We start from the raw sequence: 25,297 nt of genomic DNA, 5'->3' as shown, positions 1-25,297 counted from the left end.
AATACCAAACTAGAAATGAAAAAAAGAGTTTTCAAAGATGTTGATTTCATCATTCTCAATGGAAATGAAATGGAACTATTTATCCATAGGATTCCTTCTTTTCGGAATCTCACTGATTGCAAAAGGGAATGTCTATGTGCAAAGCACCAAAGCCAAATTACTTTCCCAACCTAAGTTAAATGCAGAAGGTTCCCTTTTAAAAATAGGAGATGTACTAACTCCTATCCAAGAACAAGGACTGTTTGTTCAAGTGAGAGTTGAAGAGAAATCAGGTTGGGTTTCTAAATTATTTGTGTCACCACTCCCACCTGGAAACCAAATGAAATTGGGAATCACATCAAATTCATCTGAAGCAGTGGTAGCAAGACAAAGGGCATCTGATTTTACGAAAACTGCCGCGGCAAGAGGTCTTTCCGAAACACAAAAAATGCGCGTGAGAGGAGAAGGGGATTTGTATGATTTTGAATCTTTACGTTGGCTTGAATCCGTTCCATTGACGACTGACCCCAATCTATCTAAATCTGATGAAACAAAATCTGGGGAAGTCACTCCCTCTATTCAGATGGAAACTAATCAGAGTTTATCTGTGTTAGGTGAAACGAAAGCAGAGGTAAAACTGGGTCGATCCCTTGCTGCTAGACTATTAAAACGTTACAACATCGTTCGGGATTTAGAACTCACTCGGTATCTGAATTCCATTGCGACAAAACTTGGTTCTGTTTCTTCTCGAAAGGACTTAGAATTTCGAGTAGGTGTGATTGAATCGAACGAAATCAATGCTTTCTCTTGTCCTGGTGGTTATCTTTTTTTGACAACGGGAACTTTGAAAAAAATCCAAACCGAAGCAGAACTTGCAGGGATCATTGCCCATGAAATGGGTCATGTGATTTTATTCCATAATGGTGAATTCAAACAATCCAATCTCTTTGTGGATGTACTTTCTAGTTTGTTGTCTCCACCAGGAAGTGAAGTCGTGAATACGGCAATGGCAACGGCAATTAGTGAGATGGAAAAACAATTTTTTGAAACAGGTCGAGATGCAAAAGTCGAACTAGAAGCTGATGAAGCGGCAGTGGGACTTGTTTCGCAAATAGGGTATTCTCCAATTGGTTTGTCTAGTTATTTGAATACGATGTCAAGAGCAGAAGGAACAGATACCTTAAAAAAAACTCATCCAGAAACGAGTATGCGGATCGCAAAACTCGTGTATATTGAAGCTTCGGTTTCGACGGATGGAACAACTTTGGTTGTAGATCGATGGAGCGAATTTAAAAATAGAATCGGTAAATGAAAACTAATAAAATTTTAATCCCTATCTTACTTATGGTGGTCATTCCAGCTTCTCTTACAGCCATCATCTCCTTTTTTCGATTTTCCACCACACTGGATCAAAAACTTTCGGATGCTTTTTTTCATCTACTTCCTTCTCACCATTTTTTTTCCAAAGACATTGTGATCATTGATATTGATGAACAGAGTATTGCTAAATATGCAGACCATCCCGAACTTGGTCAGTGGCCATGGAAACGGCATATCTATCCAACTCTGATTGGTTATACCAAATTACTAACTCCTCCCAAAATTACTATCATCGATATCATGTTTACCGAACGATCAGATTATGATGATGCTTTAGTCACAGCAAACGAGAGTTTGGGGGAGATATCCCATGCAGCGAATTTCCGAAATGGTGGAATTGTGCTTCCCAGAAAAGGTATCGAAGAAATCAGCGAAAAATTTAGTGTTCCGATCACAACGAATTTGCCTTTTCCCAAATATGAAAATGCTTCCTTTCCCATAGGAAGGGTAGGAGAGACAGCTCCTATGATTCATGTTGTGAATGTGATCGCGGATAGTGATGGAATTTTAAGAAGATTCTCTCCCTTTGTTCGTTGGAATGGATTTTATTTTCCCACACTTGCAACACAAGCCTTTGCTTTAGGGGAAAGTTACCAAACCGAGACTATTCAATCCAATTTAGTTCTGAAAAAAGAAAATGAAACAAGGGAAGTTCCCATTGGGAAAGATGGACTTGTTCGTGCTTATTTTTATACTGAAGAAGAATTACGAAACATCCCTCGTTATTCTGCTGCTGGGATGATTGAATCTTTGGAAAAATTAAATTCGGGAGAAATCGAAGATCCCAATTCTCTATTAGTTCCACCAACTTTGTTTGAAGACAAAATTGTTCTCATAGGCACTTCGGCGGCTTCCACTCATGATGATGTGGTCACTCCTCATGGTTTATTTCCAGGTGTGATTGCACAAGCTGTGTTTGCTTCTAATTTAACCGAGGGGCATCTTTTAAAAGAATTGCCTGAATCTTATGGAATTGGATTTACCATTCTTATTTTACTCATTGGTGTTCTCATTTTGTTTATCAACCAGTGGCATCTTTTAAAAAATCTTTATCCCATTTTCGCCGTATCGTTGTTTGTCGGTTTGTTTTACTTTTTATACCGTATGGACTATGTATTGTCTACTTATTCCTTTGTATTAGGATTTCCCATTTCGTATTTATTAGGTTTTGCTTACTTAACTTATACGGAAGGGAAAGAAAAAAGAAAATTCAATCACATCTTACGCAACTTAGTGGACCCAGGGGTTGTCAGTGTGGCTCTCGAAAATATGGAATCTCTCAAACAAGGGGGAGAGTGGGAGATCACTGCTTTTTTTTCGGATGTAGCTGGCTTTTCTTCCATCAGTGAAGAATTAAGTGCAACAGACCTTGCTAAATTGTTAAATGAATACCTTTCCGCGATGACAAATGTATTAAAGTCCAATTCGGGAACTTTGGATAAATACATTGGAGATGCCATTGTTGGAATTTTTGGTGCACCCATCCAATACAAAGAACATCCCAAGTTGGCGTGTAAAACAGCTTTGGAGATGTTGGCTGAACTCGAATCTCTCCGAACCAAATGGAATGAAAGACGAGTTTACACTCCTCTGGCTCGTGCAATGGTCTTTCGTATTGGGTTAAACTGTGGTTATGCGAAAGTGGGGTTTATGGGTACAGATAGTTTGGCATCGTACACCATGATGGGTGATACGGTGAATTTGGCAGCACGGTTAGAAGCAGCCGCAAAGGACTACGGGGTTTCCATTTTAGTCTCCGAAAGCATTGAATCGGCTTGTAAAGATGAGTTTCATTTTCGATTTTTAGATTGGATTCGTGTGAAGGGGAAAGAAACACCTGTTAAAATTTACAGTTTAGAATCATTACAAAAAGATGTAACCGATGTCACAAGACTGGCAGAACGTGAATATGAATTGGGATTTGAATTGTATCTCAGTCGCAATTGGGAAAAAGCCATTGAACACTTTCAGAATGTTTCTAAAATTCTACAACGAGAAGATGTGAGTAGTCACTTACTGATCAAACGTTGCCAATCTTTGTTCCAAAACCCACCACCTGTCGACTGGAATGGTGTTTATACGCGTACATCAAAATAATACTATACTCTAATTTCACTTTTATACATTGTCCAGAAAAGGATTTGTAGAATGGATGAATTGAAAATAAGAGCTCTTTGTTGGCGATTGACCATAGGGCTCGAATTATTAACGGCAGTTCTTGCCGTGCCAACCGCTGTATTGTTTATCATTATTGGCGGAATGTATTCGTTCGATAAGTCGTTGTTAGTTGTAATGGGGGCAACCATTGCCTTATTTTCTTCTTATGTAGTACCCACTGTTCGGTTTTTGCGATTACAAAAATTATTAAGAAAAACAATCCCAAATCAGTTTCACACGTTAAACCTTTCTGAAAAACAAAACATAAAATTGCAGTTATTAGGTTTTCCGAAAAAAAATTCTCTTTATTTTTTGATCCAATGGACTTATGGAATTCCATTTGCCGCTTTCGTTACCTTTCAATTTTTTTCACCAACAGTTGTGGAATACCTTCCGTATGTTGTTTTACCTATTCTCATTTATCCCGTATTAGGTGTTTCTCATTTTTTTCTAACAGAACTTTTGATTTCGGAAGTTCTTTCCACTAAGGAATTAAAAGATTTACCTTTGGTGGAAGAGACTATCCCTAAGATTGGAATTTATTCCCGAATCTTTTTTACGATGGCAGCTGTATTTAGTATGACATTAACGGCTCTTGGTTACCTTCTGATTGCGGAAGTGACTCGTTTTGTACAGTTACAAAATGCAGAACTCACCCTTATCCTCATGGCAGCCTTTATCACGATCAACATTTTTGTTCTTACCTCCCTTTTTGTCAAAGCAATGAAGTTTAATACCGTTCAGATGGCAAATCGATACAAATCATTGGCAAGTGGAGACTTACGTGACTCAGTGCCCATGATTTCCACAGATGAGTTAGGCCACGGTTCTCTTTCGTTAAATGCGTTTATTGAAAGTATTCGTAAAATTACTTCTCTTGTGATAGACGATGCGGAACGTGTGAGTGCCGATGCAAAAGTCATCGCCAAACATACCCAAGGTTTAACAGAATCGATGATGGAACAAACTTCGTCTTCTGAAGAGATGTCTGCAGGAGTCGAAGAAATGTCGGCTAGCATTCGTTCTATTGCCTTTGGTGCGAAAAAACAAAATGATATCACCAAAGAAGCCAAAAATATGGTTTTGGGGATGGAGACTTCCATTGTTAGCATTCATGATTTGATGAACCAAACGGAAGTTGAAACCAAAGAAATGGAAGAAGAAACTAAGGTTGGCCAAACGGCGCTTCAAGCGACACTCGTGGCAATGGCAGAGATTGAACTGAGTGTGGATCATACATCAGATGTGATCCAGGTCATTGGTGAGATTTCCGATAAAATTGGGTTATTGTCACTCAACGCATCCATTGAGGCAGCACGAGCCGGGGATGCGGGTCGAGGATTTGCTGTGGTGGCGAGTGAGATTTCCAAACTAGGAGAACAAACTTTATCCAATACGAAACGAATTTTAGAAGCTGTATCAAAAGCCGCATCTTCCACGAAATCAGGTAGACTTGCCGTTTCCAATACGGAAAAAACATTCACTCAAATTGACAAGTCAGTTCACAAAACAATTCAATTCATCAAACAAGCAACTGAGATGACCAAAAGCCAGTTGGAGTTGGTGAAACAAGTGAAAGATAGTTTTGAAACCCTCACCAATTCTGCTTTGGAAATTGAACAAAATACAAATGAACAGGCGATCACTTCTGAAGAACTTGCTAAAAGTATTGCCACCATTACAGAGGGAACGGAATACTTAAACCAATTTGTCAGTGATATTGATAAATTATGTAATGCTTTGTCTGAAAAAGCAGTGCATTTAAAAGAAACCGTAAATTACTTCAAAATTTAGAACACATGACTAAAGTTCACAAAGAGTTGTTCGTCTTCTCTTGATCTTGCGTAATCAATCATGATGATGGTTGCTTGGTTCCAAGCAATCCGTAGTCCAAGACCTTGAGAATAAAAGTAATTCTTTAAATTGATTTTGTGTTCATCATCCCAAACTCTTCCGTAGTCAAAAAAGGGAACTAAATTAAAGGCAAAAAATTCTGAGCCAAATTTTGCTTCTGCAAATTTCCATCGGATTTCTGAATTTCCCCAACCCATGGTTCTTCCAACAAAACGATCCTGTTTGAAACCGCGTAACGTACGAAGTCCCCCAAGTCCTCCGACAAGTCCTTCCGTTCCCCATAAATTGCGGTATTCAAAAAAAGGAGCTGCCCCTTCCGTCACTCCGAGTCCAAATCGATTGGCAACCACTAGTTTATCAACTAACTTGGGGAAGGGGCTCCAAAATAATTTAGATTGTGCAAAGTATTTTTGAAATTGGAAATCGGATCCAAAGACTTTATCGTGTTTTTCATATGTAAGTTCTGCAAAAATTCCAGAATTGGGATCTGGTTCAAAATCCCTTGTATCATAGACAAGGCCAAGTCGCACTGCATTTACAAATCCACCTTGGTAACCTAAAATCTTTTTTCCTTCGTGGTCTTCCGTGAGTCGAGTCTTTCCATTTGGAACATCTGCTGTCAAATGATCAAAATTTGGATCTAATCCTCTCACCATCCTTCCATCATACGTTCGGATGATATTATTCGAAAATTTGATTCCAGAAACCAATCGAACTGTACCACCTACAAAAGATCGTTCTGCACTGAGAGTGGCCATTGGTGTCTCAATGGTATAACGATTGTACATTTTGTCCGTTACCACATAACCTGGAGTTTGTGGGATTCCGGAAATGGTTTTCCCTGCTACATAAAAGGGATCAGAACTAGTTCCAGGTCGGTAATAACTGAGATTGGTTTCCTGATCGATAAAACTCGCATTCCGAACAAGTCGTTCGTTTGGTTGGTTTCGTTCTAAGTAGGTTAGGGAATTCATACTCGATTCCCCAATTCCAAAGTAAAGGGTGGTAGGTGTGATGTTTAAGAATGCATCCGCCCTGAGTCTCCACTCTGTATCTCTCAGAAAGGGCATATCCAAACTGATTTGGTGGTATTGTGCATTTTTATTTGTATTGAAGTATTGCGCAAAGAGCCGTGTGCGGTATGGGGTATAATAAAAAAGGGGATCAGTTTTCGGCCCATTGTTGTAAAGATAAGCACGGGCTCCATACCCAATGCCTTCGTTGGGATCGGAATTGATGAGAGGAAGGCCCGTGAGATACCAACCATCCTTTTTGTCCTCAATGTCTTTTTTGCAAAGTTGTTTGGATGAGTCCATTGGGAAGGGAAGGTTTTTTGGGGGAGGGTCTTTCAAACAACCCGGTTCGGGGATTGCTTCTTGGGAAAGTAGGGATTTTTGACCCAAGAAAATCAGTAGTAGCAGGAACCCTGCAAAGACCTTCCCGATTTGACTGAAACGCATCATTCCCATAAGAGGAGGAAACTGGACGACGAGAGATTTCTGTTAAGCAAAAAAAAGTGAGCACTCACTCAACTCCAGTGTCCCAAAATTCAGGACTTCGACTCGATTCCATACGATTTCCCATGGGATTGGTATCGCGAATAGAAATTCACGAATCTGACTTAGGATGGTTTGTTTTCCTGATGCCCTTGTGGCTCGTATTTTCTTTGGAATCTCTGTTTTAATCAACTAATCGAGGTTAATTGTAAGGACAATCAGGTTCTTTCCTTTGTTGGGTCAGTGAAACAACTTCAAATTTAGAATTAGTACTAAATAGAATATTCTAAAATTTTGATTTTTAGGTAAATCCTTCGTTTTTTTGTAGAGACGTTAATCCTATTATTTTTAGAACAATTGTTTTTTTTAGGTAAATCCTTTTCTTACCCAATTTTAAATTTATGGTGGTATCCATTGCATAGAAATGATACGAAGTGTACGTGTTTTAATAGTTTAGTAACTTCGTTCCATTGAGTGATGATGAATTTGAATCCATATAGAAATTAGGGAATTTAGCATGAAAGAAAATATGAGGTCTGTATTTATATTTGTTTTTATCAGTATAGCAGTTTCCATCACTGCCTTAATTTTTGTAACATTGTGTTTGAGGAGTGCTTCTGAATCTTTAGCAGAAGCGACCATCTCTCGTTATGAATCCTATTTGTTGGCTGATGAAATGAGGCAGAGTTCGGATGACTTAACACGTTTGGCTAGAACGTATGTAATTTCAGGTGGGGATCCGAAATGGGAAAATCAATATTTTGAGATTCTGGCGATTCGAGATGGGAAACGACCAAGGCCAAAGCATTATGAAAATATATACTGGGACTTTGTGGCTGCGGGAAATTTAAATCCAAGACCAAGGGAGAAACAAATTGCACTTTTAGATTTAATGAAAGAAAAGGGTTTTTCTGAAAGAGAACTAGCAAAACTTGACGAAGCAAAATTCATTTCTGATGCCCTGGTGAAAACTGAAACAATCGCCATGAATATGGTGAAGGGGCTTTATCCCGACAAGGAAGGAAACTTTACCATTCGTAAGACACCAAACTTAGAAGAAGCCCGTCGATTGATGCATAATGATGAGTATCATGTAAATAAAGCAAAAATTATGAAGCCAGTCTCTGAGTTTTTTGAATTCTTAGATGAACGAACACAAAAGAAAGTCGATGAGGCTATTTTCAATCAAAACTTTTGGATTTATATTGTGATCTTTGTGGTGATCCTCACTTTAGTGATCCTTTCCTATGCTGGATTCCAAATTCGATTATTGTTTTTGTATTTGGGAGGGGAACCTGCTTATGCCAATGGCATTGTCTCTGAAGTAACAAAAGGCAATTTGAACGTTGAAATTCTAACAAAACCAAATGACAAAATCAGTATGTTATATTCCATCCAAGGTATGGTGTCACGACTTCAGTTGATGATTCGCGAAACGCAATATGTGGTCGACCAAGCGGGTAAAGGGAATTTAAAAACAAGAGTTGTATTAGACAATCAACATGGATTTGCAAAGGAACTTGGTTCCAGCATCAATTTACTCGCGGAGACTAGTTCCAAAATCATCGATGATGTCAATCATGTCCTTGTGGCTATGTCAGAAGGGGATTTAACCCAAAGAGTTTCGACTCATTATTTAGGTGATTTTGAAACCTTGGCCAATTCTTTAAATGATGCTCTTCGAAAACTTTCCAATGCTTTATCAGAAGTGCGTAGTTCTGCTGTTGTGATTTCGCAAGCCTCGAGTCAAATTTCTGTCACTTCACAATCGTTAGCGGAAGCAACATCCGAACAAGCTTCGAATATAGAACAAACAACCGCAGCAGTGGAAGAAATGTCTGCTTCGATTTCACAAACCAATCAAAATGCTCGTATTACTGACGAAATCGCGAAACAATCTGCTTCGAATGCGGTCAAAGGTGGAGATTCTGTGAATGCCACTGTCATTGCGATGTCAAAAATTTCAGAAAAAATCAGTATCATTAACGAGATCACAAGTCAAACCAATTTACTTGCCTTGAATGCAGCCATAGAAGCAGCAAGAGCAGGGGAACAAGGGATGGGATTTGCAGTGGTTGCTTCAGAAGTCGGAAAATTAGCAGAAAGAAGCCAAGCCTCTGCCAAAGAGATTAGTGAGCTTGCCAATAAAAGTCTAATGACCGCAAAAGAGGCGGGAGTCCTTCTGGATGAAATTGTTCCTTCCATTACAAAAACAGCGAGTCTCGTACAAGAGATTTCAGATTCATCCAGAGAACAGGCAATGGGTGTTCAACAGATTACCGATGCCATGACCCAAGTGAATGAAAGCACACAGAATAATGCCGCAAGTTCGGAGGAACTATCTGCCACTGCTAATGAAATGAGTCGTCAATCAGAGCATTTAATGGTTCTCGTTGAACAATTTCGGTTTAGAGTGAATTAACAGAAAGGATAAAGGGGAGGGGAATCGCCCTCTCCGCTGCCAACACATCCTGTGATGTCTTTCGCTCCGAGGCACGGCTACACCTGGTTTTGTTCGTCGCCTCCCATCCGGGTCGGCTTATCCAAACCATTGCTCCCTATGGGTAGCAACGTTTTGGCTCACAAAACTGTTCGATTCCCAGCTTTGTTTTGTTAGATGAATTTGACTGTGATGAGCTAACTGGTGCCCCAGGAGGGAATCGCCCTCTCCGCTGCCAACACATCCTGTGTTGTCTGCACTCCGAGGCACGGTTTTGCTCACCCTTCGCCATCCTGGCTACGGGACAGAAATGCTCACTCCCTATGGGTCGTTCCCATTTCTGATCGCAAAACTGTTCGATTCCCGACTTCGTTTTGTTAGATGAACTTGATTGTGAAGATTTAAACTGGTGCCCCAGGAGGGAATCGAACCCCCACTGTCGGTTCCGAAGACCGATGTTCTATCCGTTGAACTACCAGGGCATGGTGACGGGATGTATTGTCAGGATAGGGGGAGGCTGTCTTCGGGCAAATGATTTTTTGGAAAAGAAAAACTCATTCGTACAATGTATAAAAAGAGTAAGATGGTCCAAACGACGAGTACCAATCGTAAGAATAAAAATACATAGTAGATAGGTTTCGGTTTTCCTGGAACGAGAAAGACAGTTAGGTCACCTACTTTGAAGAGTTGGGAACCAGGAATTTTTTGGCGGATGGCATCAAAGTTCTTTCGAAAGTCTCCCAATCGTTCGGATGGATCCAATCGAAAGTCATTGGTATAACGTAATGATCCTTCATCTCCAAAAGCATAAAACGTAGCTTCCCAACCAACAAAATCAAAATGGATGGGAAACGATCCAGGTGGGTTGCGAAGGAAATAGGAAACAGTTCCTCCTTCGTAAGGAAAGGAAGGGATTTGTCCTTCGAGACGAATTTTTTCTTTGCTGAATCCATCTTCATAAAAATCGGACCAATCTCCCCATTGGTAGATCGTGCCTCGATTGTCTTTCCAAAGGAGACCACCTAAAGTTCCCATTTGTTCTAATTCCTTCTCCCACTTCTCTTTTGTTTCTTGGGATTGCGAAAGTTGATCCTTTGTGATTTGATTTTGTTTCAAGGACTGTTTTAAACGAATGCGAAGTTGTCTGATGTCCGATTGGTTCGTTTCCAAAAGGCGTTTTCGAATTTCGATTTCTTCTTTTTGGAACGGATCAGAAAAAACAACTTCCGAGACAGTGATGAGAAGTTCTGTCAAGGGATCTGACTCTTCTTTTGAGGTGATTGCCAGAAGAGAGGATACCCATGTCATAAGAAAGACTAGGGTGAATAAAAAAGAGATTCTCATCATAACAAGTATCGGCAAACTAGGGGACAATGATGAACTGTCCCATCTGTGAAGCCCACAAAAATCCAGCGGAGATCCTGTTTGAAAATGAATTTTGGATCTTAAGAAAAGCAAATCAAAACCTAGAAGCTTACCTCTACTTAGAAATCAAGGGGCATATGGACTCGTGGACAAAACTTAGTTTAGAACAATTTGAATCCTATGGTCGCGCCCTCCACAAAGGAATTGAACTCATTCAAAGTTCCCATCCAGAAAAAATATACATGACGGCGATTGCCGAAAGAGTGCCCCATTTGCATGTCCACCTCATCCCGAGATACAAGGACCAAACACCAGGCATCGATCATATTGCGAAAGCAACGGGACCAGGATTTCCAAAACCCATGTAAAAAAGACTTGGAGGTTTGTAAAAACTTCCTATGATTTTGGTTTGTGATTTTAGAAAGACATCCCACAAACCAAATTCCACGTTCCTCGATTGAAGAAATCGAAACCCTACAAGAACGTTTTTTCCTCTTACAAAGAGAAAGTGCCAAACAGAAAATTGCACATATCTTTGTTTTGGAAGGGTTTGCTTCGACAGGCAAAGGATCCATTTTACAATCCTTAACGATTCGTTTGGATCCAAGAAAATTTAAAGTGTATTCGCCTTATGTAGACCAATCGGAAGATAGAGGCTATCCTTTTTTATGGAATTTTTGGAAGGTTTTACCTCGTTATGGTGAATTCCTCTTTTATTTAAATACATATTACAGTCGTTTGGCCTATCTCAGGTCACAGAAAAAAATCAGTAACGCTGAATACGATCACAGACTATTATCCATCCTCAACACAGAACGCATTTTATCAAAAGACAGAATCATCGTACATAAGTTCTTTTTACATCTTTCTAAAAAAGAACAAAAAAAACGATTAGAGGATGCTAAAAAGAAGAAAAAGGATTGGGAACTCTCTCCTTACGACAAAGACCAATGGGAACATTACAAACGTTACTTTGAAATCTTTGACTCCATTTTGAGTTCTTCCCGCACAATTGATTCCCCTTGGCTTGTGATCGCAAATGAAAAAAAAGAAGATACCAAACTCTTGGTATTTGAAGCCATTTTAGAAAGACTAGAACGCACGTTAAATTATGATTCAAAGTCCAATTTACAAATGATCCAACGCGGAATGGAACTCATCCCATGAAACAAAATCTTACCAAATCAAGAATCTTAAACTTAAACCAATTGGATCTGTCCTTGTCACTACCGAATGACGATTACCAAGTTCAAATGAAAGAATACAAAAACAAAATTCGGGATCTAACTTTTTTAGCCAAAGCCAAAAACAAACCCATTTTGATTGTGTTTGAAGGTTGGGATGCGGCTGGAAAGGGTGGGGCCATTCGTCGTTTTACATCGGAAATCGATCCACGTTTGTTTGAAGTGCATAACATCTCTGCACCAAACACAGAAGAAATCCAACACCATTATCTTTGGCGATTTTGGAATCGAATCCCTAAAGTGGGTCATATTGGAATCTTTGATCGTTCTTATTATGGTCGTGTGCTTGTGGAACGTGTGGAAGGGTTTGCTAAAGAATCAGAGTGGGCGCGCGCCTATGAAGAAATCTTTTTATTCGAAGAACAACTCCAAAGTTTTGGCACCATCATTGTTAAGTTTTGGTTGCATATCAGTTCTGAAGAACAACTGAAACGTTTTGAAGATCGTAAAAACGATCCACTCAAACGTTGGAAACTCACAGACGAAGACTGGCGTAACCGTGACAAATGGCATTTGTATGAAGAGGCCGCAAACGAAATGTTCCAGAAAACAGACTCTCCCAAAGCACCTTGGTTTTTGGTTCCCGCCAATGACAAATACTTTGCGCGAGTGATGGTCTTAGAAGCCGTCACAAAACGACTGGAAGAAGAACTGAAATAAACGATCGCCAGTTCTTCTTGGCGATTCCCGCAAAAAAAAATGTGAAACGTATATCCTTTATAGGATACGGAAAACTCCTGGAAAAAGCGGGACCGGGCTACTCTGGGGTGCGCTTTCGCTCCCGTCTGACCTAAGGTCAGACCAAGCCCGCCGTATCCCTCTCGCAGGAAAAAAATTCAAACTCCCAATTTAATATATTTACAAAACTTAGCCGAGGAGCTGTTTCCAAACTCATCGATCGCTTGTTACAGAAAGGCCTTGTGAGTCGAATCGAAGGGACAGTGGATCGTCGTTACCAGGAAATCCAATTGACGAAGGATGGAAAAAAACTCGTTCCAAAACTTGCCAAAGTTGCAGACGAAAACGATTCTTTCTTTTTTTCCATTCTCAACCAATCGGAGAAAGAGTTTCTTCGTAAGACTCTTATCAAACTTACAAACGCACACAAACTGCATACCAATCCAATTGAATGAGGAAAAACCAATGTCTGATCTAATCACAAAACTAACTAAGGAACAATCACGTGCCATGTCCTTAAGACCAAAAGTAGGTGGATTTCCGGTTTTAGCAGAAGTATTACGACAAGCTGGAGTGAAGGTGAACCGTTGGACCTTACCATCCTGTCAGTCCGTTTATTTGATGCAAGGTGGTAATGTTTTACAACAGGGAACACCGATTGTCACTGGTTTACATGAAATCCCACTCTTTCAAAAAGAAAAACTAATCGAAGCAATTCGTTCTAACCAGGAAGGCAAAACTACCTTCCCAGAATTCTTAATGAGAGCTTGGAACGCTGGAGTTGTGGGGTATGATGTGGACTTAATCGAAAGGAAAGTTTTATACTACGGTGCAAATGGCGAGAGTTATATAGAAATATATCCATCTGTCCCTGTAGATTGATCGACTATTTGTAAGGTTTTTGTTTGATTTGAAACGTATAGGTTCTGTCACTAGAATGTACAACAACTTGTGCATAAAAACCTAAATCAAGAGAACGAAACTTGGATCGAAAGATCGAAGCTTCTTCATCAAAGATTTCTTTTCGGCAATCGGGAACAAGTGTTCTCCATTTTTCTTTCGAAACCGAGTGATACAAAAATCCATTTGCCTGGGAAGGAATTTTCCTTTCTTCCCAAGGGATTGGTTCTGAAAAACACAAAATCCCATTTCTTGTTTTGATCCGGAACTCCGATTTCCACTCTGGATTTGGAACTTTGATTTCTGATTTCGTATTGTTTTCGATAAATAAAAAATACCCTTGGTAAGTTGGGTCTTCCTCTCTGGATAAACTCAAATACATTGGGTATCCATCTACTACTTGTTTGTCGGATTTAGTGCTATTTTGAAAACTTCCGGGATTGAGTGCTTTAAATCCAATATAAAATATTAACACCACCAAAACCAAATCAATGAGGAGTACAATTTGCCTCCATCTCGTTTTTTTGTTTTTGTCGTTTATTTGTTTTAAATAATTACGAAACTCTTCTGGAGAACGAGAGTGGTATCCTTTTCCCATTACAATGACTCCACAAGTGATGTTAAGATTTGTTGTGCTGAAGGATAAGGTTCTTCTAACTGTTTGGAATGGTCGAGAAACGATAACGCTAGTAATACGGCTTCTGGAATGGATAGATCTATTTCCAAACTAAAATACCTGGCAAGGATTCCAGAAAGTAAATCTCCTGTACCCATCGTTGCCAGTTTCGGATTCGGTGATTCCCAAACGTAACTGGTTCCATCGGGACAAACAAGAAGGCTTACAAAAGATTTTAATAACACATAGACTTGGTTTTCTTTTGTAAATGGAACTAAGGTATCATAGGTTTCTTGTACCGAGTTGTGGTTTTTCCCTGTGAGTCGGTTGAGCTCACCAACATGGGGAGTCAGGATCACTCGTTCCCCTATCGGAAGTTTGGTTCCGAAACTCGGAATGGCTCCTGCATCTAAAATTAATGTTTTCCCTGTTTCTAACTTCCAAGAAGAGAGGCCTTCCGGATACGTGGTAAGGCCTGGACCTACCACAATGGTCTTCGTTTTCGCATAAAATGGATCATTCACTATGGTTTGGAAATCAGATGTCACTGCCATTTTAGAGAGATCTTCGTTTAAAACAAAATTGGTGATCTCTTCGGAAGGTGAGAATATTTTTGAGATACCTCCACCTAACCTAGAAAATGCGGATTCAGAGAGTAGAATAGCACCTTCCATTCCTTTGCCACCACCGTAAAACAATGCGGAGCCAGCACTGTATTTATGTGCTTTGTGTTTTCGTTTGAGGACTTGGATCGCTTTTTCTGTATCTTTTTCGTAGTAATACCGTTTCGAAAAAAGAGACTCGGAAAGATGAGTTCGGATCGGAAACCCAATTGCTTCATAATACCTCGGAATCAAATTGTCTTTTTCATAGATAAACCCAACATTTTCCCATTTGCGAGTGCCAAGTTCTTCAACGGAATCGGAAAAGATAAATCGGTGGTGATCACTTTCCTTTTGCCCTAAGGCATAAGGATTCCATCCACTAGGGGTATCGAGAGACAAACGGTAAAAAAACACATCGGAATCATTGATCGTATCGATGAGATCTTGGAACTCGTTGGAAAGGGGGGATGAAAATCCTGTCCCAAGCAGAGCATCCACTACTAAAACGGAATCTTCTTTTGCTTCGTTTTCTTCTTTGTGAAAATCCTCCAGGTTGCCAATGAAACCAAGTGTGGATTTTACTAAAGACTCGTAGAACTTGCCCGCATTGTTTTTGTTCGGTGCTGTTTGGAAAACCTTAACATCGTATCCTTCTTGGAAGAGGAAGTGGGCGAGGGCATACCCGTCTCCTCCATTTCCACCTGTCCCACAAACCACCCAAATGGATTCGGCAGTATTCCAAAGATCCTCATTGGCATGAAACACAGATAAGGCGGCCATTCCCATCAAAGTTTGTTCGGAAAACCCAAGAGAGGAAATAGTAAGGGAATCCAAGGATTTGGATTCCTTGTTGGTAAAAAGAGGAAGTTGTTTCATCTAAATCCAGCGATACACTTCTAAAGCGCCAGCGCGAATCCGAACTGAATAAATGGTGTCAAACGCATCCGTATAGGTTTCTCTCCACTGCCCACGAGGACTCGAGAAAGGGATTCGTTTGTTATTGATATGATTTCCTTCTTTGTCATGGACTTGGAGACGGACTGAGTTTCCTCCATCTTCAGTTTCCCAAATGTAAAACTCACCATTATTGCGAATGGAAAATAAAATTTCAGAAGGGTCTTGGATTTCTTTTAGGAGTTCCGATTCTTTGGAATCAAATTGGAATCGGTAGATACGACGAAACTTAAAACGTTTGTCTTTTTTCGAATCATAACTAAAAGAGCCGAGAACATAGTCTCCTTCTGGATGGGGCAGAAGTTTATCTAATGTGATATCATATTCTTTGGCATCGCTACTACTAAACACATCGAGTGCAGATTCTTTTAAGTTCCCTTTTAATTCTCCTTCTTCAAAGTAGGAGAGTCGCATTTCTTCTGCAATGCGGTGGTAAACAAATAATTTATCACCTTCCCCAGGAAGAATGGATTCAATGTAACGGAAGGGTTCAGAGTTTTTTCCCGAAGCCCCTAACATAAACTTCACGACTCCCTTTTGTGTGATTTGCACAAGAAAGGAAGGAAGCACCGTTGTCCCTTGGGTGGAAAAAGCACCGCTGTAGGTTTTGTATAAGTTTTCCTGGCCAGGAGGAAGTTCCATTCCTTTGGAAGAGATTCGGTTTTGGACCACCAAATCCCCATCTTCATTCATGGCCACAATGCCAATCCCTCCAAAACGGAACGGGTAGTGGGGAATCCCTGCCACGGATTTGAAATCAGGGTTTCCAATGGTCGCATCTAGTCTTCCATTTCGGTCGAAGAGTTTGATCACCGACTGTTTGTTGTCCGCCAGTGCCGAGATATTCGAAGAAGTCGGGATGGTTAAGGGAACATTGGTCAATACCTGGTTTACGACCACTCCTTCAAAGGTTTCATTGCTTGAGCCAAGGGGGATACGAAAGAGGATTTCTTCTTTTAGGTTCTCCACTCGGAAACGTAAACAGGATACAGAAACAAAGAGAAGGAGGATGAAATAGAGGGTTCTCATGGTGCAACATCCATTCCCTAATTTTTTATTTACAGGACAACTCGCTTTTCCTAGCCTGTCTAGAGACGTGCTAAATTTTAGCATGAGCTTTGGTCTCTTATACAGATTCCTATTGGAATCTTTGGATATGGTTTGGTATATACCGAGGAAAACATCAGAGAACTGATTTTACGAGTTCTCGCTCCACCTCTAGCGCTTTTTTCGCTCCAAGTACAGAATCGGAAAAACCACGCCCTCATTGAGATAGAACTGGATCATCTCACAGACAGAACTGGCTCTGCTAGTTTGGAAGATTGTGAGACTGTGTCTAGGAGACTCAAAGAGGAGCTGGACCAATGGGGAGAGGAATTTGATTTCACTCTCCAAGTCTCCTCCGCGGGAGCAGAACGTGTTTTACGTTTGCCGGAGGATTTAATTCGTTTCCAAGGACTTTTGGTGAAACTAGAAGTGCCGCTGGAATCAGGGAAATGGGACAAACGATTGTATCGTTTGGGACCGGTTTCGGGGGATTCCGTTGAGCTTACGCTTTACGATCGTAAAACTCGACACAAAAAGAACCAAAAATCGGTATCTATGCCCATCGCAGAAATACGAAAGGGAAATTTGTATTTAGAAATTTAAGACTATGGCGACAAAACAAGCAACGAAAGAAACTGGGCTATTCGAAGCCATCCAACAATTCTGTCAGGACAAATCTCTTGATAGAGAACTCGTACTCGGAGTCATCCGCGACTCACTCCTTGCCGCCTATCGCAAAAAGGTTGGTTTAGAGGCCGAGACAGATGACCGCTGCCAAGTTGAATTTGGCTCCGACAACAAAAACGAAATCATCATCTCTGTGTTACGCGATGTCGTAGCAGATAAAACAACAAACCCTCTCGAAGTATCTTTGGAAGATGCACAGAAAATTGATCCAAAAATCGAAGTGGGAAGCCAAATCCGAGTGTTTGAAAAACCACAAGACTTGTCTCGAGTCCTCTCAAGCCAAGCCAAACAAATGGTTTTCCAACGCCTTCGCGACATGGAAAAAGAATTACTCTACCAAGAATACAAATCCAAAGAAGGGGAACTCACGCATGGGTACTTCCAACGTTGGAAAAAAGACATCATGTCCATCGACCTCGGAAAGGTAGAAGGCATTATGCTGAAAAAAGACCAAAACCCTGGGGAAAAATACCGCCAAGGGGATCGTCTGAAAGCAATCATTTCTCGTGTAGAACTCCGCCCCCGTGAACCAATGCCAGTGATCACACTGTCTCGTGCCTCCGGTGACTTTGTGAAAAAACTCTTTGAAATGGAAATTCCTGAAGTGTATGATGGAATTGTCGAAATCAGAGATGTTGCCCGCATTCCATCTTACAGAACAAAGGTGGTTGTCACCACAAGTAAGTCCGATGTAGACCCAGTGGGTGCTTGTGTGGGAATGAAAGGGGTTCGTATCCAAGCCATCGTTCGTGAACTAGGGAACGAGAGGATCGACATTGTCCTTCATTCGGATGAACCAAGTGTGTTTATCGCCAATGCCATTTCTCCTGCAAAACCAGTAGAAGTCCATGTGGATAGAAAACGTGGGGATGCACTTGTGATTGTCCCCGATGAATCTTTATCGCTTGCGATTGGGATCAACGGATCTAACGTAAAACTTGTCTCCCAACTTTCGGGATTCAAAATCGACATCAAAACTGTATCACAATACAACCAGGAGCTCGCGTCGCCTGAAGCACGTGAAAAACTGGACCGACTCTTCAACGCACAACAAGAAGCGATGGAAGAATCGGAAGACATTTACAACCAATCGGGATCCGAAGAAGAGGAAGAAGAATCTGGTTACACACCTCTTTCCGAAATCCCAGGTCTCACTCCAAGGATCGCAGGGCTTCTCGAAGCTGGTGGGATCAAAAATGTGGAAACCCTTCTCGAGTTCAGCCAGGAAGAACTTTCGAAAATTTCCGGAATCGGAAAGACGACGGCAGAACAAATTTTACGTCTGTTACGTGAGTCAATCGAATGGGTAGAAGAGGGTTAAGTTTTAAGGCATAATATGGAAGAGCAAAAATCGATAAAAGAAACCCTCCAGCAGGGAGCCAGCGGTGACAAAACCAAGAAAAAACTTGTCATCAAAAAGAAGCCGGCCTCCTCTGATGAGAAAAAAGAATCCAGTTCCGGGGGCCAAGAGCCTAAAGCCGCACAAGAAGTGAAACAACCTTCTTCCACTGGTGGGGACAAAAAGAAGGATTTAAACGAACTCATTCGCGAAGAAGCTAAACGACAAGGTCTCGGATCAGGTCCGCAAGCTCCTTCTCAAGCCTCTCCGATTGTTTCTCGTCCTGATAGAAAACCAGAGCCGATCCAACAACCAGAAAGAGACAAACCTCCCATGGACCGTAAACCGGAATCCATCCTTTCTGGTGACACCTCTTCGCCAAACTACCGTTCTGGTGGTGGTCAAGGTGGTGGCAACCAAGGTTATTTTAGAAAAGAAGATCGTAATCCTATTGTAAGCCGACCAACTACTCCTCGTCCGCAAAGACCAGAAGGGCAAGGTGGTGGATACCAAGGGAATCGTGGCCCAGGTCAGGGTGGCGGTTACCAAGGAAATAGAGGTCCCGGCCAAGGTGGACCTGGTGGTGGATACCAAGGAAATCGTGGTCCAGGACAGGGCGGCGGTTACCAAGGAAACAGAGGTCCCGGCCAAGGTGGTCCAGGTGGATACCAAGGAAACCGTGGTGCAAGACCGATTGGGCAAGGTGGACCCGGTAGTGGTAGACCTCCAGGGGATGCTCCGTTTGGTGCTCCTCCCGGTGGACTTCCAGGAGTAGGTGGCCCAGGCGGCGCCAAAAAGAAAGTATTCGATAAAGAAAAAGGTGGAAGGGAAGAAAACGAAAACACTAAGTTTTTCAAACAATCCTTTCGCAAACAAAAGGCTCAGGCGGCAGCTCTTGCCGCTGTACCAAAAGAAATCTCTATTTTAGAAAACATCCAAGTGGGTGAGATTGCTAAAAAACTAAACCTGAAACCAGGGGAAGTGATTAGTAAACTCATGAAGATGGGAATGATGGTAACGATCAATAATGTGATCGATGCCGAAACTGCATCGATTCTCGCAGACGATTACGGCTGTAAGGTGAAGATCGTTTCTCTTTATGACGAAACCGTCATCGAAGAAGAAAAGGATGCACCAGAAGATTACATCACTCGCCCACCTGTTGTTACTATCATGGGTCACGTTGACCATGGTAAAACAAAACTCCTTGATACCATTCGGTCTTCCCGAGTGGCAGAAGGGGAATCTGGTGGAATCACCCAGCACATTGGTGCCTACCAAGTCGAAACGGAACGCGGAAAAATTGCCTTCCTCGATACACCGGGTCACGAAGCGTTCACTTCCATGAGAGCACGTGGTGCGTCCGTTACCGACATTGTTGTGTTAGTTGTTGCCGCTGATGATGGGGTCATGCCTCAAACCATCGAAGCAATCAACCACGCCAAAGAAGCAGAAGTTCCGATCATTGTTGCGGTCAACAAAATTGACCTTCCAACAGCAAACCCAGAAAAGGTGAGACAAGAACTTTCAAATTACGGCTTACAACCAGAAGAATGGGGTGGTACTACCATCTTCTGTGATATATCAGCAAAAAGTAATATTGGAATTGATAAACTCCTTGAGATGCTCATCATCCAAGCTGAGCTTCTTGATCACAAAGCCAATCCGAAACGAAAAGCTAAAGGAACTATTGTAGAAGCAAAACTCGATCCAGGTCGTGGTGCTGTTGCAACCGTTCTCATCCAAAACGGAACTCTGCGTGTCGGTGATGCGTTTGTGGCAGGTGTACATGCAGGACGTGTTCGTGCGATGTATGACGACCTTGGTCGCTCCATCAAAGAAGCGGGCCCATCCTTTCCAGCACTCGTAACGGGACTCGATGGAGTTCCAGATGCAGGGGCGCCATTTGATGTGGTGATTGACGACAAAGAAGCAAGAACCATCTCTCATAGCCGTCAAGATTATGAAAGACTTGGCCAATCGAAAAATGCGGCAACTCGTGTGACACTCGACAATATGAGTGAGATCATCAAACAAGGTGCCCTGAAAGAACTCAAAGTCATCATCAAAGCTGACGTTCGCGGATCAACAGAAGCGGTAAAAGAAGCTCTCGAAAAACTTTCGACAGTGGATGTTCGCCTCAATGTGATCCATGCAGGAACAGGTGCGATTGTGGATTCTGATATCATCCTTGCTTCCGCATCGAATGCGATCGTGATTGGTTTCCATACTCGTGCGAATCCAAAAACGGTTTCTCTAGCTGAGAAAGAAAAAGTAGAAATCAAATACTATAGCATCATCTACGATGTGGTCAATGAAGTGAAAGCGTCCATGGAAGGAATGCTCGAGCCTGAAAAAGTGGAAAACATCATTGGTAAGGTGGAAATTCGCGATGTCTTCAAAATCTCCAAAGTGGGGAACATTGCAGGTTGTATGGTGAAATCCGGTAAGGTGACCAAACAAGCACACGTTCGTGTGATTTCCAGCGAAACAGGTGAGATCACTTGGGAAGGGAAAATCAAGAACCTCAAACGTATGAAAGATGATGTGGCTGATGTTCTCACTGGATTTGAGTGTGGTATCTTACTCGATGGATTCAATGACTTCTCGGTGGGTGACGAAATCGAAGCATACGAGATTCGCGAGATTGCTCGTAAATTGTAAGGCGGCCTAAATGAATCCCATTCGAATGAAAAAACTCGAATCGGAGATCATTCGCCTCATCTCCTCTGCGATATTGGAAGGAAAGGTAAAAGACCCACGGGTCTTTTTACCAAGTTTCCATCGCATTGAAATCAGCGAAGACTTACGGTATGCGAAAGTTTACTTCACAGCACTTTGTAATAACAACGAAAGAAAAAAACTCACACAAGGACTGGTTTCTTGTGCCGGGTTTTTATCCTCACTTGTCGGAAAAAACCTCCACTTACATACAAACCCAAAGTTTAGTTTTGTCTGGGACAATAACTACATCAAAAGTTTGGATGTGATTCGTCTCATTGATGAGTCGGCTCCCAAGACTTTATTTGAAGAACTCCAACCAGGTGCCACAGATGAAGATACTACGGATACGGAGGAAGAAGAAGACTCTTCCCGGATAGACAAAGAGGCAGAGTAAATCTTTTCGAAACCCGAACAACTGATTCCCATTTGGATTTTCCCTCAGATGAAAATCAATTTTTCGCACCTAAAATTTGTTTGGTGACCACTTATGGCAAAACCTTACCAATCTGGATTTTTATTTATTTATAAACCACCTGGGATTACCAGTTCTGATTTGGTTTTAAAGACCAAACGTTTGTTAAATCAAAAATCCGTGGGACATACGGGAACTCTCGACCGGTTTGCCGAAGGCCTACTCATTTTACCTTGCGGGGACTATACTGCCTTTTCTCAAGTATTCCTCGGAAAAGACAAAACCTATTTGGCAGAAGTGATTGTGGGCTTACGCACCGATTCCGGTGACCCAGACGGAATTGTGGAAGTTGACGAACGTACATCTTCCCGCAAAGAATTTGAATCGCTCTTTTCCATACAACGATTGGAAGAAGAACTACAAAACCTCACAAAACTCACAACCCAAAAAGCACCTAAAATTTCGGCATTGAAAGTCGGGGGCAAACGCCAGTCTGATCTCTTCCGAGAAGGAACAGTGGTGGAAGAAAAGGAACGTGCCATCACCATCCATTCGGTAAAAGACATCCAAAAGACAGAGTTCGGATTTTCGTTCCGAATCCATGTCAGTTCCGGTACCTACATTCGAAAACTCGTCCTCGATCTTTCCGACAAATGGGGCATCCCACTGTCTCTCGGAAGGCTTGTGCGAGAATCGATCGGGGAATATCATGTTTCTTCTGCCAAATCCTTGGCGGAGACCACGGCAAGTGACCTAAAAGATTGGAAAGAAGTTTTCCCTTTGCCATTACGGATTGTAGACGAAACCGAAAAAAAAGCCGTGATTCATGGGGGTTATATCTGGGACAAACTCCCGAAAGCCGATTCCCTTGGGTTTTACATTGTGGACGAGGACGAGTCTACCATCCTTGCCTGGTGTTCTTACGAAGAGAAACCGGCACACATTCCCTACCGCTACCGAAAAGTATTTTTTGACCCTTCTGCAAAAATTATGTTTTCTAAATGAGTCCTTCTTAAAATCTGGACACTAGTATGATCACAAAAGAACAAAAACAGCAGATCATTGCTACATTCGGTAGCAAACCAAACGACACAGGTTCTGCAGAAGTACAAATCGCTCTTCTCGACTCTCGTATTAAAGACCTTACGGAACACTTCAAAGCAAATAAGAAGGACTTCCACTCTCGCCGTGGCCTCATTGCTATGGTAAACCAGAGAAAGAGTTTGTTGGAATACCTAAAACGTTCCAACTTAGAAAGTTATAAAAAGCTGATTGAAAAACTCGGCCTTAGGAAATAATTCCTATGGCTACAGAGTTCACTGGTGTTTGGGGTAGAGATTCCATTACCCTAGAGACCGGCAAGTGGGCGAAACAAGCTCACGGGTCGGTTGTATACAAAACCGGAAATTTGGTCCTGCTTGCCACTGTTTGTGCAGCGGACGAACCAAAAGAAGGACAAGATTTTTTCCCTCTCACATGCGAATACACGGAAAAAGCTTACTCAGTAGGTCGATTCCCTGGTGGTTACTTCAAACGCGAATCAAAACCTGCCGAACACGAAGTTTTACTTTCTAGAATTCTAGATCGTCCCATTCGTCCGATGTTCCCAGAAGGTTACTTCTCGGAAGTCCAACTTCTCGTACAAGTATTATCCGCAGACAAACAAGTATCAGTCCAAGGCCATGCGATTAACGCAGCTTCGGCGGCACTTTCTGTTTCTTCCATTCCATTTGCAGGCCCGATTGCGGGTGCTCGTATCGGAAGGATTGCTGGTGAGTTTATTTTAAACCCAACCAACGAAGAAATCACAAAATCCGATTTGGATTTGGTGGTAGCTGGAACCAAAGATGCCATCGTCATGATCGAAGGGGAAGCAAACGAAATCTCCAAAGAAGACATGATGAATGCTCTTCGTTTTGCACAAGAACAGCTAAAAATTGCTGTGGCAATGCAAGAAGAATTGGCAAAGAAGAACGGAACTGTTAAAAAAGAAGTTGTTTTAAAAACTCCTGATAAAGAACTCCACGCGAAAATTCGTGAGTTCGCATTCGACCGTTTGACTGCTGCAAACAAAAACGCAGACAAAGCAAAACGAAACGAAGACATCAAAGCCATTAACAAAGAAACGGTTGAACATTTTAAAACCTTACTGGCTCCAGAAGATAAAACAAAAGACATCAAACATTACCTTCATGAATTAGAATACGAAGTTGTTCGTGAACTCGTGTTAGGAGAAGGAATTCGTTTTGACGGTCGTAAAACAAACGAAATCCGACAAATCTCCTGTGAGATTGATGTCCTTCCTGGACCACATGGTTCTGCTGTTTTCACAAGAGGACAAACTCAGTCTCTTGGGGTCATGACACTCGGAACCACTTCTGACAACCAACGTTACGAAACTCTCGAAGGTTCAAAAGAAAAGAACTTTATGTTACACTATAATTTCCCTGCGTTTTCTGTAGGGGAAGTGAGACGTAACTCAGGCCCTGGCCGACGTGAAATTGGTCACGGGAACTTAGCAGAACGTGCGATTAAAAAAGTCCTTCCTACGCAAACTGAGTTTCCGTATGTGATCCGGCTTGTGTCTGAAATTTTAGAATCCAATGGATCTTCTTCTATGGCATCCGTTTGTTCGGGAACACTTGCGCTAATGGCTGGTGGAGTTCCGATTTCTGGTCCTGTGTCTGGGATTGCAATGGGTCTTTTCAGTGATGAAAAAGGTCGATTTGCAGTTCTTTCTGACATTGCTGGTATCGAAGACCACTTTGGTGATATGGACTTCAAACTTGCAGGAACCAAAAAAGGCATCACTGCCTTCCAAATGGACCTAAAAGTAAATGGTCTAGGCCTTGAAGTGTTACAAAAGGCCATTGAACAAGCAGAAGTGGGTCGTGACCATATCCTCGGTGAGATGAACAAAGCGATTTCTTCCGTAAAAGGAAACTTGAGTGAAAACGCTCCTCGTATCACCCAAAAACAAATTCCAAAAGATCGTATCGGTGAACTCATTGGTCCAGGTGGAAAAATGATCCGTGCTATCATCGAACAATCTGGTTCGGAAATTTCTGTGGATGATTCTGGAAAGGTAACCATTGCCTCTCCAAGTGAAGAGTCCAAAGAAAAAGCCATTGCCATGATCGATGGAATCTTTGAAGAAATTGAAGTGGGAAAAATTTACGAAGGGGTCATCAAACGAATCGCTGACTTTGGTGCCTTTGTTGAAATTTTACCAGGAAAAGAAGGGCTTTGCCACATCTCTAAACTAGATGTGAAACGAGTTCAATCTGTTCGTGACATTGTTTCCGAAGGGGAAAAAATCAAAGTGAAAGTAATTTCCGTTGATAAAATGGGAAAAATTGATCTTTCGAGAAAGGATGTCCTTTTAGACAACTAAACAACAGTCCCCAAACATTTGTTTGG

General features: G+C 41.7%; 20 protein-coding genes, 1 tRNA gene and 1 pseudogene. 16 read left to right on the top strand and 6 right to left on the bottom strand.

Features of this window, described 5'->3' with window-relative positions; all coding sequences use genetic code 11:
• Nucleotides 1–64 precede the first annotated feature (64 nt).
• The 3 genes from EHQ59_RS14505 to EHQ59_RS14495 are packed head-to-tail and all read left to right on the top strand — an operon-like array spanning nucleotide 65 to nucleotide 5,310.
• On the top strand, nucleotides 65–1,291 hold the full coding sequence (locus EHQ59_RS14505; protein WP_135620359.1) for a M48 family metalloprotease: 1,227 nt from the start codon (nucleotides 65–67) through the stop codon (nucleotides 1,289–1,291).
• Nucleotides 1,288–3,456 (top strand): adenylate/guanylate cyclase domain-containing protein, encoded by a 2,169-nt coding sequence (locus EHQ59_RS14500; protein ID WP_135620358.1) that lies wholly within the window; start codon nucleotides 1,288–1,290, stop codon nucleotides 3,454–3,456. The genes EHQ59_RS14505 and EHQ59_RS14500 overlap by 4 nt, the downstream gene beginning before the upstream one ends.
• A gap of 51 nt (nucleotides 3,457–3,507) precedes the next feature.
• The gene (locus tag EHQ59_RS14495) at nucleotides 3,508–5,310 is read left to right on the top strand and encodes a methyl-accepting chemotaxis protein (RefSeq protein ID WP_135620357.1); all 1,803 of its coding nucleotides are present in this window, start codon (nucleotides 3,508–3,510) and stop codon (nucleotides 5,308–5,310) included.
• Here the strand turns inward: EHQ59_RS14495 and omp85 are convergent.
• A complete protein-coding gene (gene omp85 / locus EHQ59_RS14490) occupies nucleotides 5,307–6,833 on the bottom strand; it encodes an Omp85 family outer membrane protein (RefSeq protein WP_425270156.1) in 1,527 nt (508 codons plus the stop codon). The genes EHQ59_RS14495 and omp85 overlap by 4 nt on opposite strands.
• 550 nt (nucleotides 6,834–7,383) lie before the next feature.
• Between omp85 and EHQ59_RS14485 the strand changes: the two genes are divergently transcribed.
• Nucleotides 7,384–9,288, top strand: a complete 1,905-nt coding sequence (locus EHQ59_RS14485; RefSeq protein ID WP_135620355.1) for a methyl-accepting chemotaxis protein — start codon at nucleotides 7,384–7,386, stop codon at nucleotides 9,286–9,288.
• Nucleotides 9,289–9,713: 425 nt separating this feature from the next.
• Here EHQ59_RS14485 and EHQ59_RS14480 read toward each other — a convergent pair.
• Nucleotides 9,714–9,788, bottom strand: a tRNA-Arg gene (locus EHQ59_RS14480).
• Nucleotides 9,789–9,807: 19 nt separating this feature from the next.
• Nucleotides 9,808–10,650 (bottom strand): hypothetical protein, encoded by an 843-nt coding sequence (locus EHQ59_RS14475; RefSeq protein WP_135620354.1) that lies wholly within the window; start codon nucleotides 10,648–10,650, stop codon nucleotides 9,808–9,810.
• A 32-nt stretch (nucleotides 10,651–10,682) separates the two neighbouring features.
• On the opposite strand from EHQ59_RS14475, the gene EHQ59_RS14470 reads away from it, so the two are divergent.
• From EHQ59_RS14470 to EHQ59_RS14450, 5 genes and pseudogenes are all read left to right on the top strand, one after another.
• A complete protein-coding gene (locus EHQ59_RS14470; protein WP_135620353.1) occupies nucleotides 10,683–11,039 on the top strand; it encodes an HIT family protein in 357 nt (118 codons plus the stop codon).
• A gap of 43 nt (nucleotides 11,040–11,082) precedes the next feature.
• On the top strand, nucleotides 11,083–11,838 hold the full coding sequence (locus tag EHQ59_RS14465; protein ID WP_135620352.1) for a polyphosphate kinase 2 family protein: 756 nt from the start codon (nucleotides 11,083–11,085) through the stop codon (nucleotides 11,836–11,838).
• A complete protein-coding gene (locus tag EHQ59_RS14460) occupies nucleotides 11,835–12,575 on the top strand; it encodes a UDP-galactose-lipid carrier transferase (RefSeq protein ID WP_135620351.1) in 741 nt (246 codons plus the stop codon). The genes EHQ59_RS14465 and EHQ59_RS14460 overlap by 4 nt, the downstream gene beginning before the upstream one ends.
• 188 nt (nucleotides 12,576–12,763) lie before the next feature.
• Nucleotides 12,764–13,048 (top strand): annotated as a pseudogene (locus EHQ59_RS14455) (MarR family winged helix-turn-helix transcriptional regulator); the annotation flags it as partial.
• A gap of 10 nt (nucleotides 13,049–13,058) precedes the next feature.
• Nucleotides 13,059–13,475, top strand: a complete 417-nt coding sequence (locus EHQ59_RS14450; protein ID WP_135620349.1) for a DUF1398 family protein — start codon at nucleotides 13,059–13,061, stop codon at nucleotides 13,473–13,475.
• A gap of 4 nt (nucleotides 13,476–13,479) precedes the next feature.
• Here EHQ59_RS14450 and EHQ59_RS14445 read toward each other — a convergent pair whose 3' ends face one another.
• The 3 genes from EHQ59_RS14445 to EHQ59_RS14435 are packed head-to-tail and all read right to left on the bottom strand — an operon-like array spanning nucleotide 13,480 to nucleotide 16,697.
• Nucleotides 13,480–14,091: a hypothetical protein gene (locus EHQ59_RS14445; RefSeq protein ID WP_135620348.1), complete on the bottom strand. Its 612-nt coding sequence runs from the start codon at nucleotides 14,089–14,091 to the stop codon at nucleotides 13,480–13,482.
• Nucleotides 14,091–15,590 (bottom strand): NAD(P)H-hydrate epimerase, encoded by a 1,500-nt coding sequence (locus tag EHQ59_RS14440; RefSeq protein ID WP_135620347.1) that lies wholly within the window; start codon nucleotides 15,588–15,590, stop codon nucleotides 14,091–14,093. Before EHQ59_RS14440 ends, EHQ59_RS14445 begins: the two co-directional genes overlap by 1 nt.
• The gene (locus tag EHQ59_RS14435; protein ID WP_135620346.1) at nucleotides 15,591–16,697 is read right to left on the bottom strand and encodes an LIC_12708 family protein; all 1,107 of its coding nucleotides are present in this window, start codon (nucleotides 16,695–16,697) and stop codon (nucleotides 15,591–15,593) included. It lies immediately after the preceding gene.
• Between the two features lie 132 nt (nucleotides 16,698–16,829).
• Between EHQ59_RS14435 and rimP the strand changes: the two genes are divergently transcribed.
• The 7 genes from rimP (at nucleotide 16,830) to pnp (ending at nucleotide 25,271) form a co-directional block, all read left to right on the top strand.
• Nucleotides 16,830–17,318 (top strand): ribosome maturation factor RimP, encoded by a 489-nt coding sequence (gene rimP, locus EHQ59_RS14430; RefSeq protein WP_244245560.1) that lies wholly within the window; start codon nucleotides 16,830–16,832, stop codon nucleotides 17,316–17,318.
• Nucleotides 17,319–17,322: 4 nt separating this feature from the next.
• Nucleotides 17,323–18,723, top strand: coding sequence for a transcription termination factor NusA (gene nusA, locus EHQ59_RS14425; protein WP_135620344.1), 1,401 nt, complete (start codon nucleotides 17,323–17,325; stop codon nucleotides 18,721–18,723).
• A gap of 15 nt (nucleotides 18,724–18,738) precedes the next feature.
• A complete protein-coding gene (gene infB, locus EHQ59_RS14420; RefSeq protein WP_135620343.1) occupies nucleotides 18,739–21,405 on the top strand; it encodes a translation initiation factor IF-2 in 2,667 nt (888 codons plus the stop codon).
• A 10-nt stretch (nucleotides 21,406–21,415) separates the two neighbouring features.
• Nucleotides 21,416–21,859 carry a 30S ribosome-binding factor RbfA gene (gene rbfA, locus EHQ59_RS14415; RefSeq protein ID WP_135620342.1) on the top strand — a complete coding sequence of 148 codons (444 nt, stop codon included), beginning with the start codon at nucleotides 21,416–21,418 and terminating at the stop codon, nucleotides 21,857–21,859.
• Between the two features lie 93 nt (nucleotides 21,860–21,952).
• Nucleotides 21,953–22,882 carry a tRNA pseudouridine(55) synthase TruB gene (truB, locus tag EHQ59_RS14410; protein ID WP_135620341.1) on the top strand — a complete coding sequence of 310 codons (930 nt, stop codon included), beginning with the start codon at nucleotides 21,953–21,955 and terminating at the stop codon, nucleotides 22,880–22,882.
• Between the two features lie 26 nt (nucleotides 22,883–22,908).
• The gene (gene rpsO / locus EHQ59_RS14405; protein ID WP_012388514.1) at nucleotides 22,909–23,175 is read left to right on the top strand and encodes a 30S ribosomal protein S15; all 267 of its coding nucleotides are present in this window, start codon (nucleotides 22,909–22,911) and stop codon (nucleotides 23,173–23,175) included.
• A gap of 5 nt (nucleotides 23,176–23,180) precedes the next feature.
• Nucleotides 23,181–25,271 carry a polyribonucleotide nucleotidyltransferase gene (pnp, locus tag EHQ59_RS14400; protein WP_135620340.1) on the top strand — a complete coding sequence of 697 codons (2,091 nt, stop codon included), beginning with the start codon at nucleotides 23,181–23,183 and terminating at the stop codon, nucleotides 25,269–25,271.
• Nucleotides 25,272–25,297: the final 26 nt, after the last annotated feature.

Origin of the sequence: Leptospira kemamanensis (assembly GCF_004769665.1) — a bacterium.
GTDB classification, from domain to species: Bacteria; Spirochaetota; Leptospiria; order Leptospirales; family Leptospiraceae; genus Leptospira_A; species Leptospira_A kemamanensis.
Note: the sequence above shows the minus strand (reverse complement) of the source record. Positions and strands in the feature narration are given on the sequence as shown.

What these genes read in the sequence shown, in the direction of transcription:
- EHQ59_RS14505 (WP_135620359.1), top strand. Translation starts at nt 65, where the DNA reads ATGAAATGGAACTATTTATCCATAGGATTCCTTCTTTTCGGAATCTCA.
- EHQ59_RS14500 (WP_135620358.1), top strand. Translation starts at nt 1,288, where the DNA reads ATGAAAACTAATAAAATTTTAATCCCTATCTTACTTATGGTGGTCATT.
- EHQ59_RS14495 (WP_135620357.1), top strand. Translation starts at nt 3,508, where the DNA reads ATGGATGAATTGAAAATAAGAGCTCTTTGTTGGCGATTGACCATAGGG.
- omp85 (WP_425270156.1), bottom strand. Translation starts at nt 6,833, where the DNA reads ATGATGCGTTTCAGTCAAATCGGGAAGGTCTTTGCAGGGTTCCTGCTA.
- EHQ59_RS14485 (WP_135620355.1), top strand. Translation starts at nt 7,384, where the DNA reads ATGAAAGAAAATATGAGGTCTGTATTTATATTTGTTTTTATCAGTATA.
- EHQ59_RS14475 (WP_135620354.1), bottom strand. Translation starts at nt 10,650, where the DNA reads ATGAGAATCTCTTTTTTATTCACCCTAGTCTTTCTTATGACATGGGTA.
- EHQ59_RS14470 (WP_135620353.1), top strand. Translation starts at nt 10,683, where the DNA reads ATGAACTGTCCCATCTGTGAAGCCCACAAAAATCCAGCGGAGATCCTG.
- EHQ59_RS14460 (WP_135620351.1), top strand. Translation starts at nt 11,835, where the DNA reads ATGAAACAAAATCTTACCAAATCAAGAATCTTAAACTTAAACCAATTG.
- EHQ59_RS14450 (WP_135620349.1), top strand. Translation starts at nt 13,059, where the DNA reads ATGTCTGATCTAATCACAAAACTAACTAAGGAACAATCACGTGCCATG.
- EHQ59_RS14445 (WP_135620348.1), bottom strand. Translation starts at nt 14,091, where the DNA reads ATGGGAAAAGGATACCACTCTCGTTCTCCAGAAGAGTTTCGTAATTAT.
- EHQ59_RS14440 (WP_135620347.1), bottom strand. Translation starts at nt 15,590, where the DNA reads ATGAAACAACTTCCTCTTTTTACCAACAAGGAATCCAAATCCTTGGAT.
- EHQ59_RS14435 (WP_135620346.1), bottom strand. Translation starts at nt 16,697, where the DNA reads ATGAGAACCCTCTATTTCATCCTCCTTCTCTTTGTTTCTGTATCCTGT.
- nusA (WP_135620344.1), top strand. Translation starts at nt 17,323, where the DNA reads ATGGCGACAAAACAAGCAACGAAAGAAACTGGGCTATTCGAAGCCATC.
- infB (WP_135620343.1), top strand. Translation starts at nt 18,739, where the DNA reads ATGGAAGAGCAAAAATCGATAAAAGAAACCCTCCAGCAGGGAGCCAGC.
- rbfA (WP_135620342.1), top strand. Translation starts at nt 21,416, where the DNA reads ATGAATCCCATTCGAATGAAAAAACTCGAATCGGAGATCATTCGCCTC.
- truB (WP_135620341.1), top strand. Translation starts at nt 21,953, where the DNA reads ATGGCAAAACCTTACCAATCTGGATTTTTATTTATTTATAAACCACCT.
- rpsO (WP_012388514.1), top strand. Translation starts at nt 22,909, where the DNA reads ATGATCACAAAAGAACAAAAACAGCAGATCATTGCTACATTCGGTAGC.
- pnp (WP_135620340.1), top strand. Translation starts at nt 23,181, where the DNA reads ATGGCTACAGAGTTCACTGGTGTTTGGGGTAGAGATTCCATTACCCTA.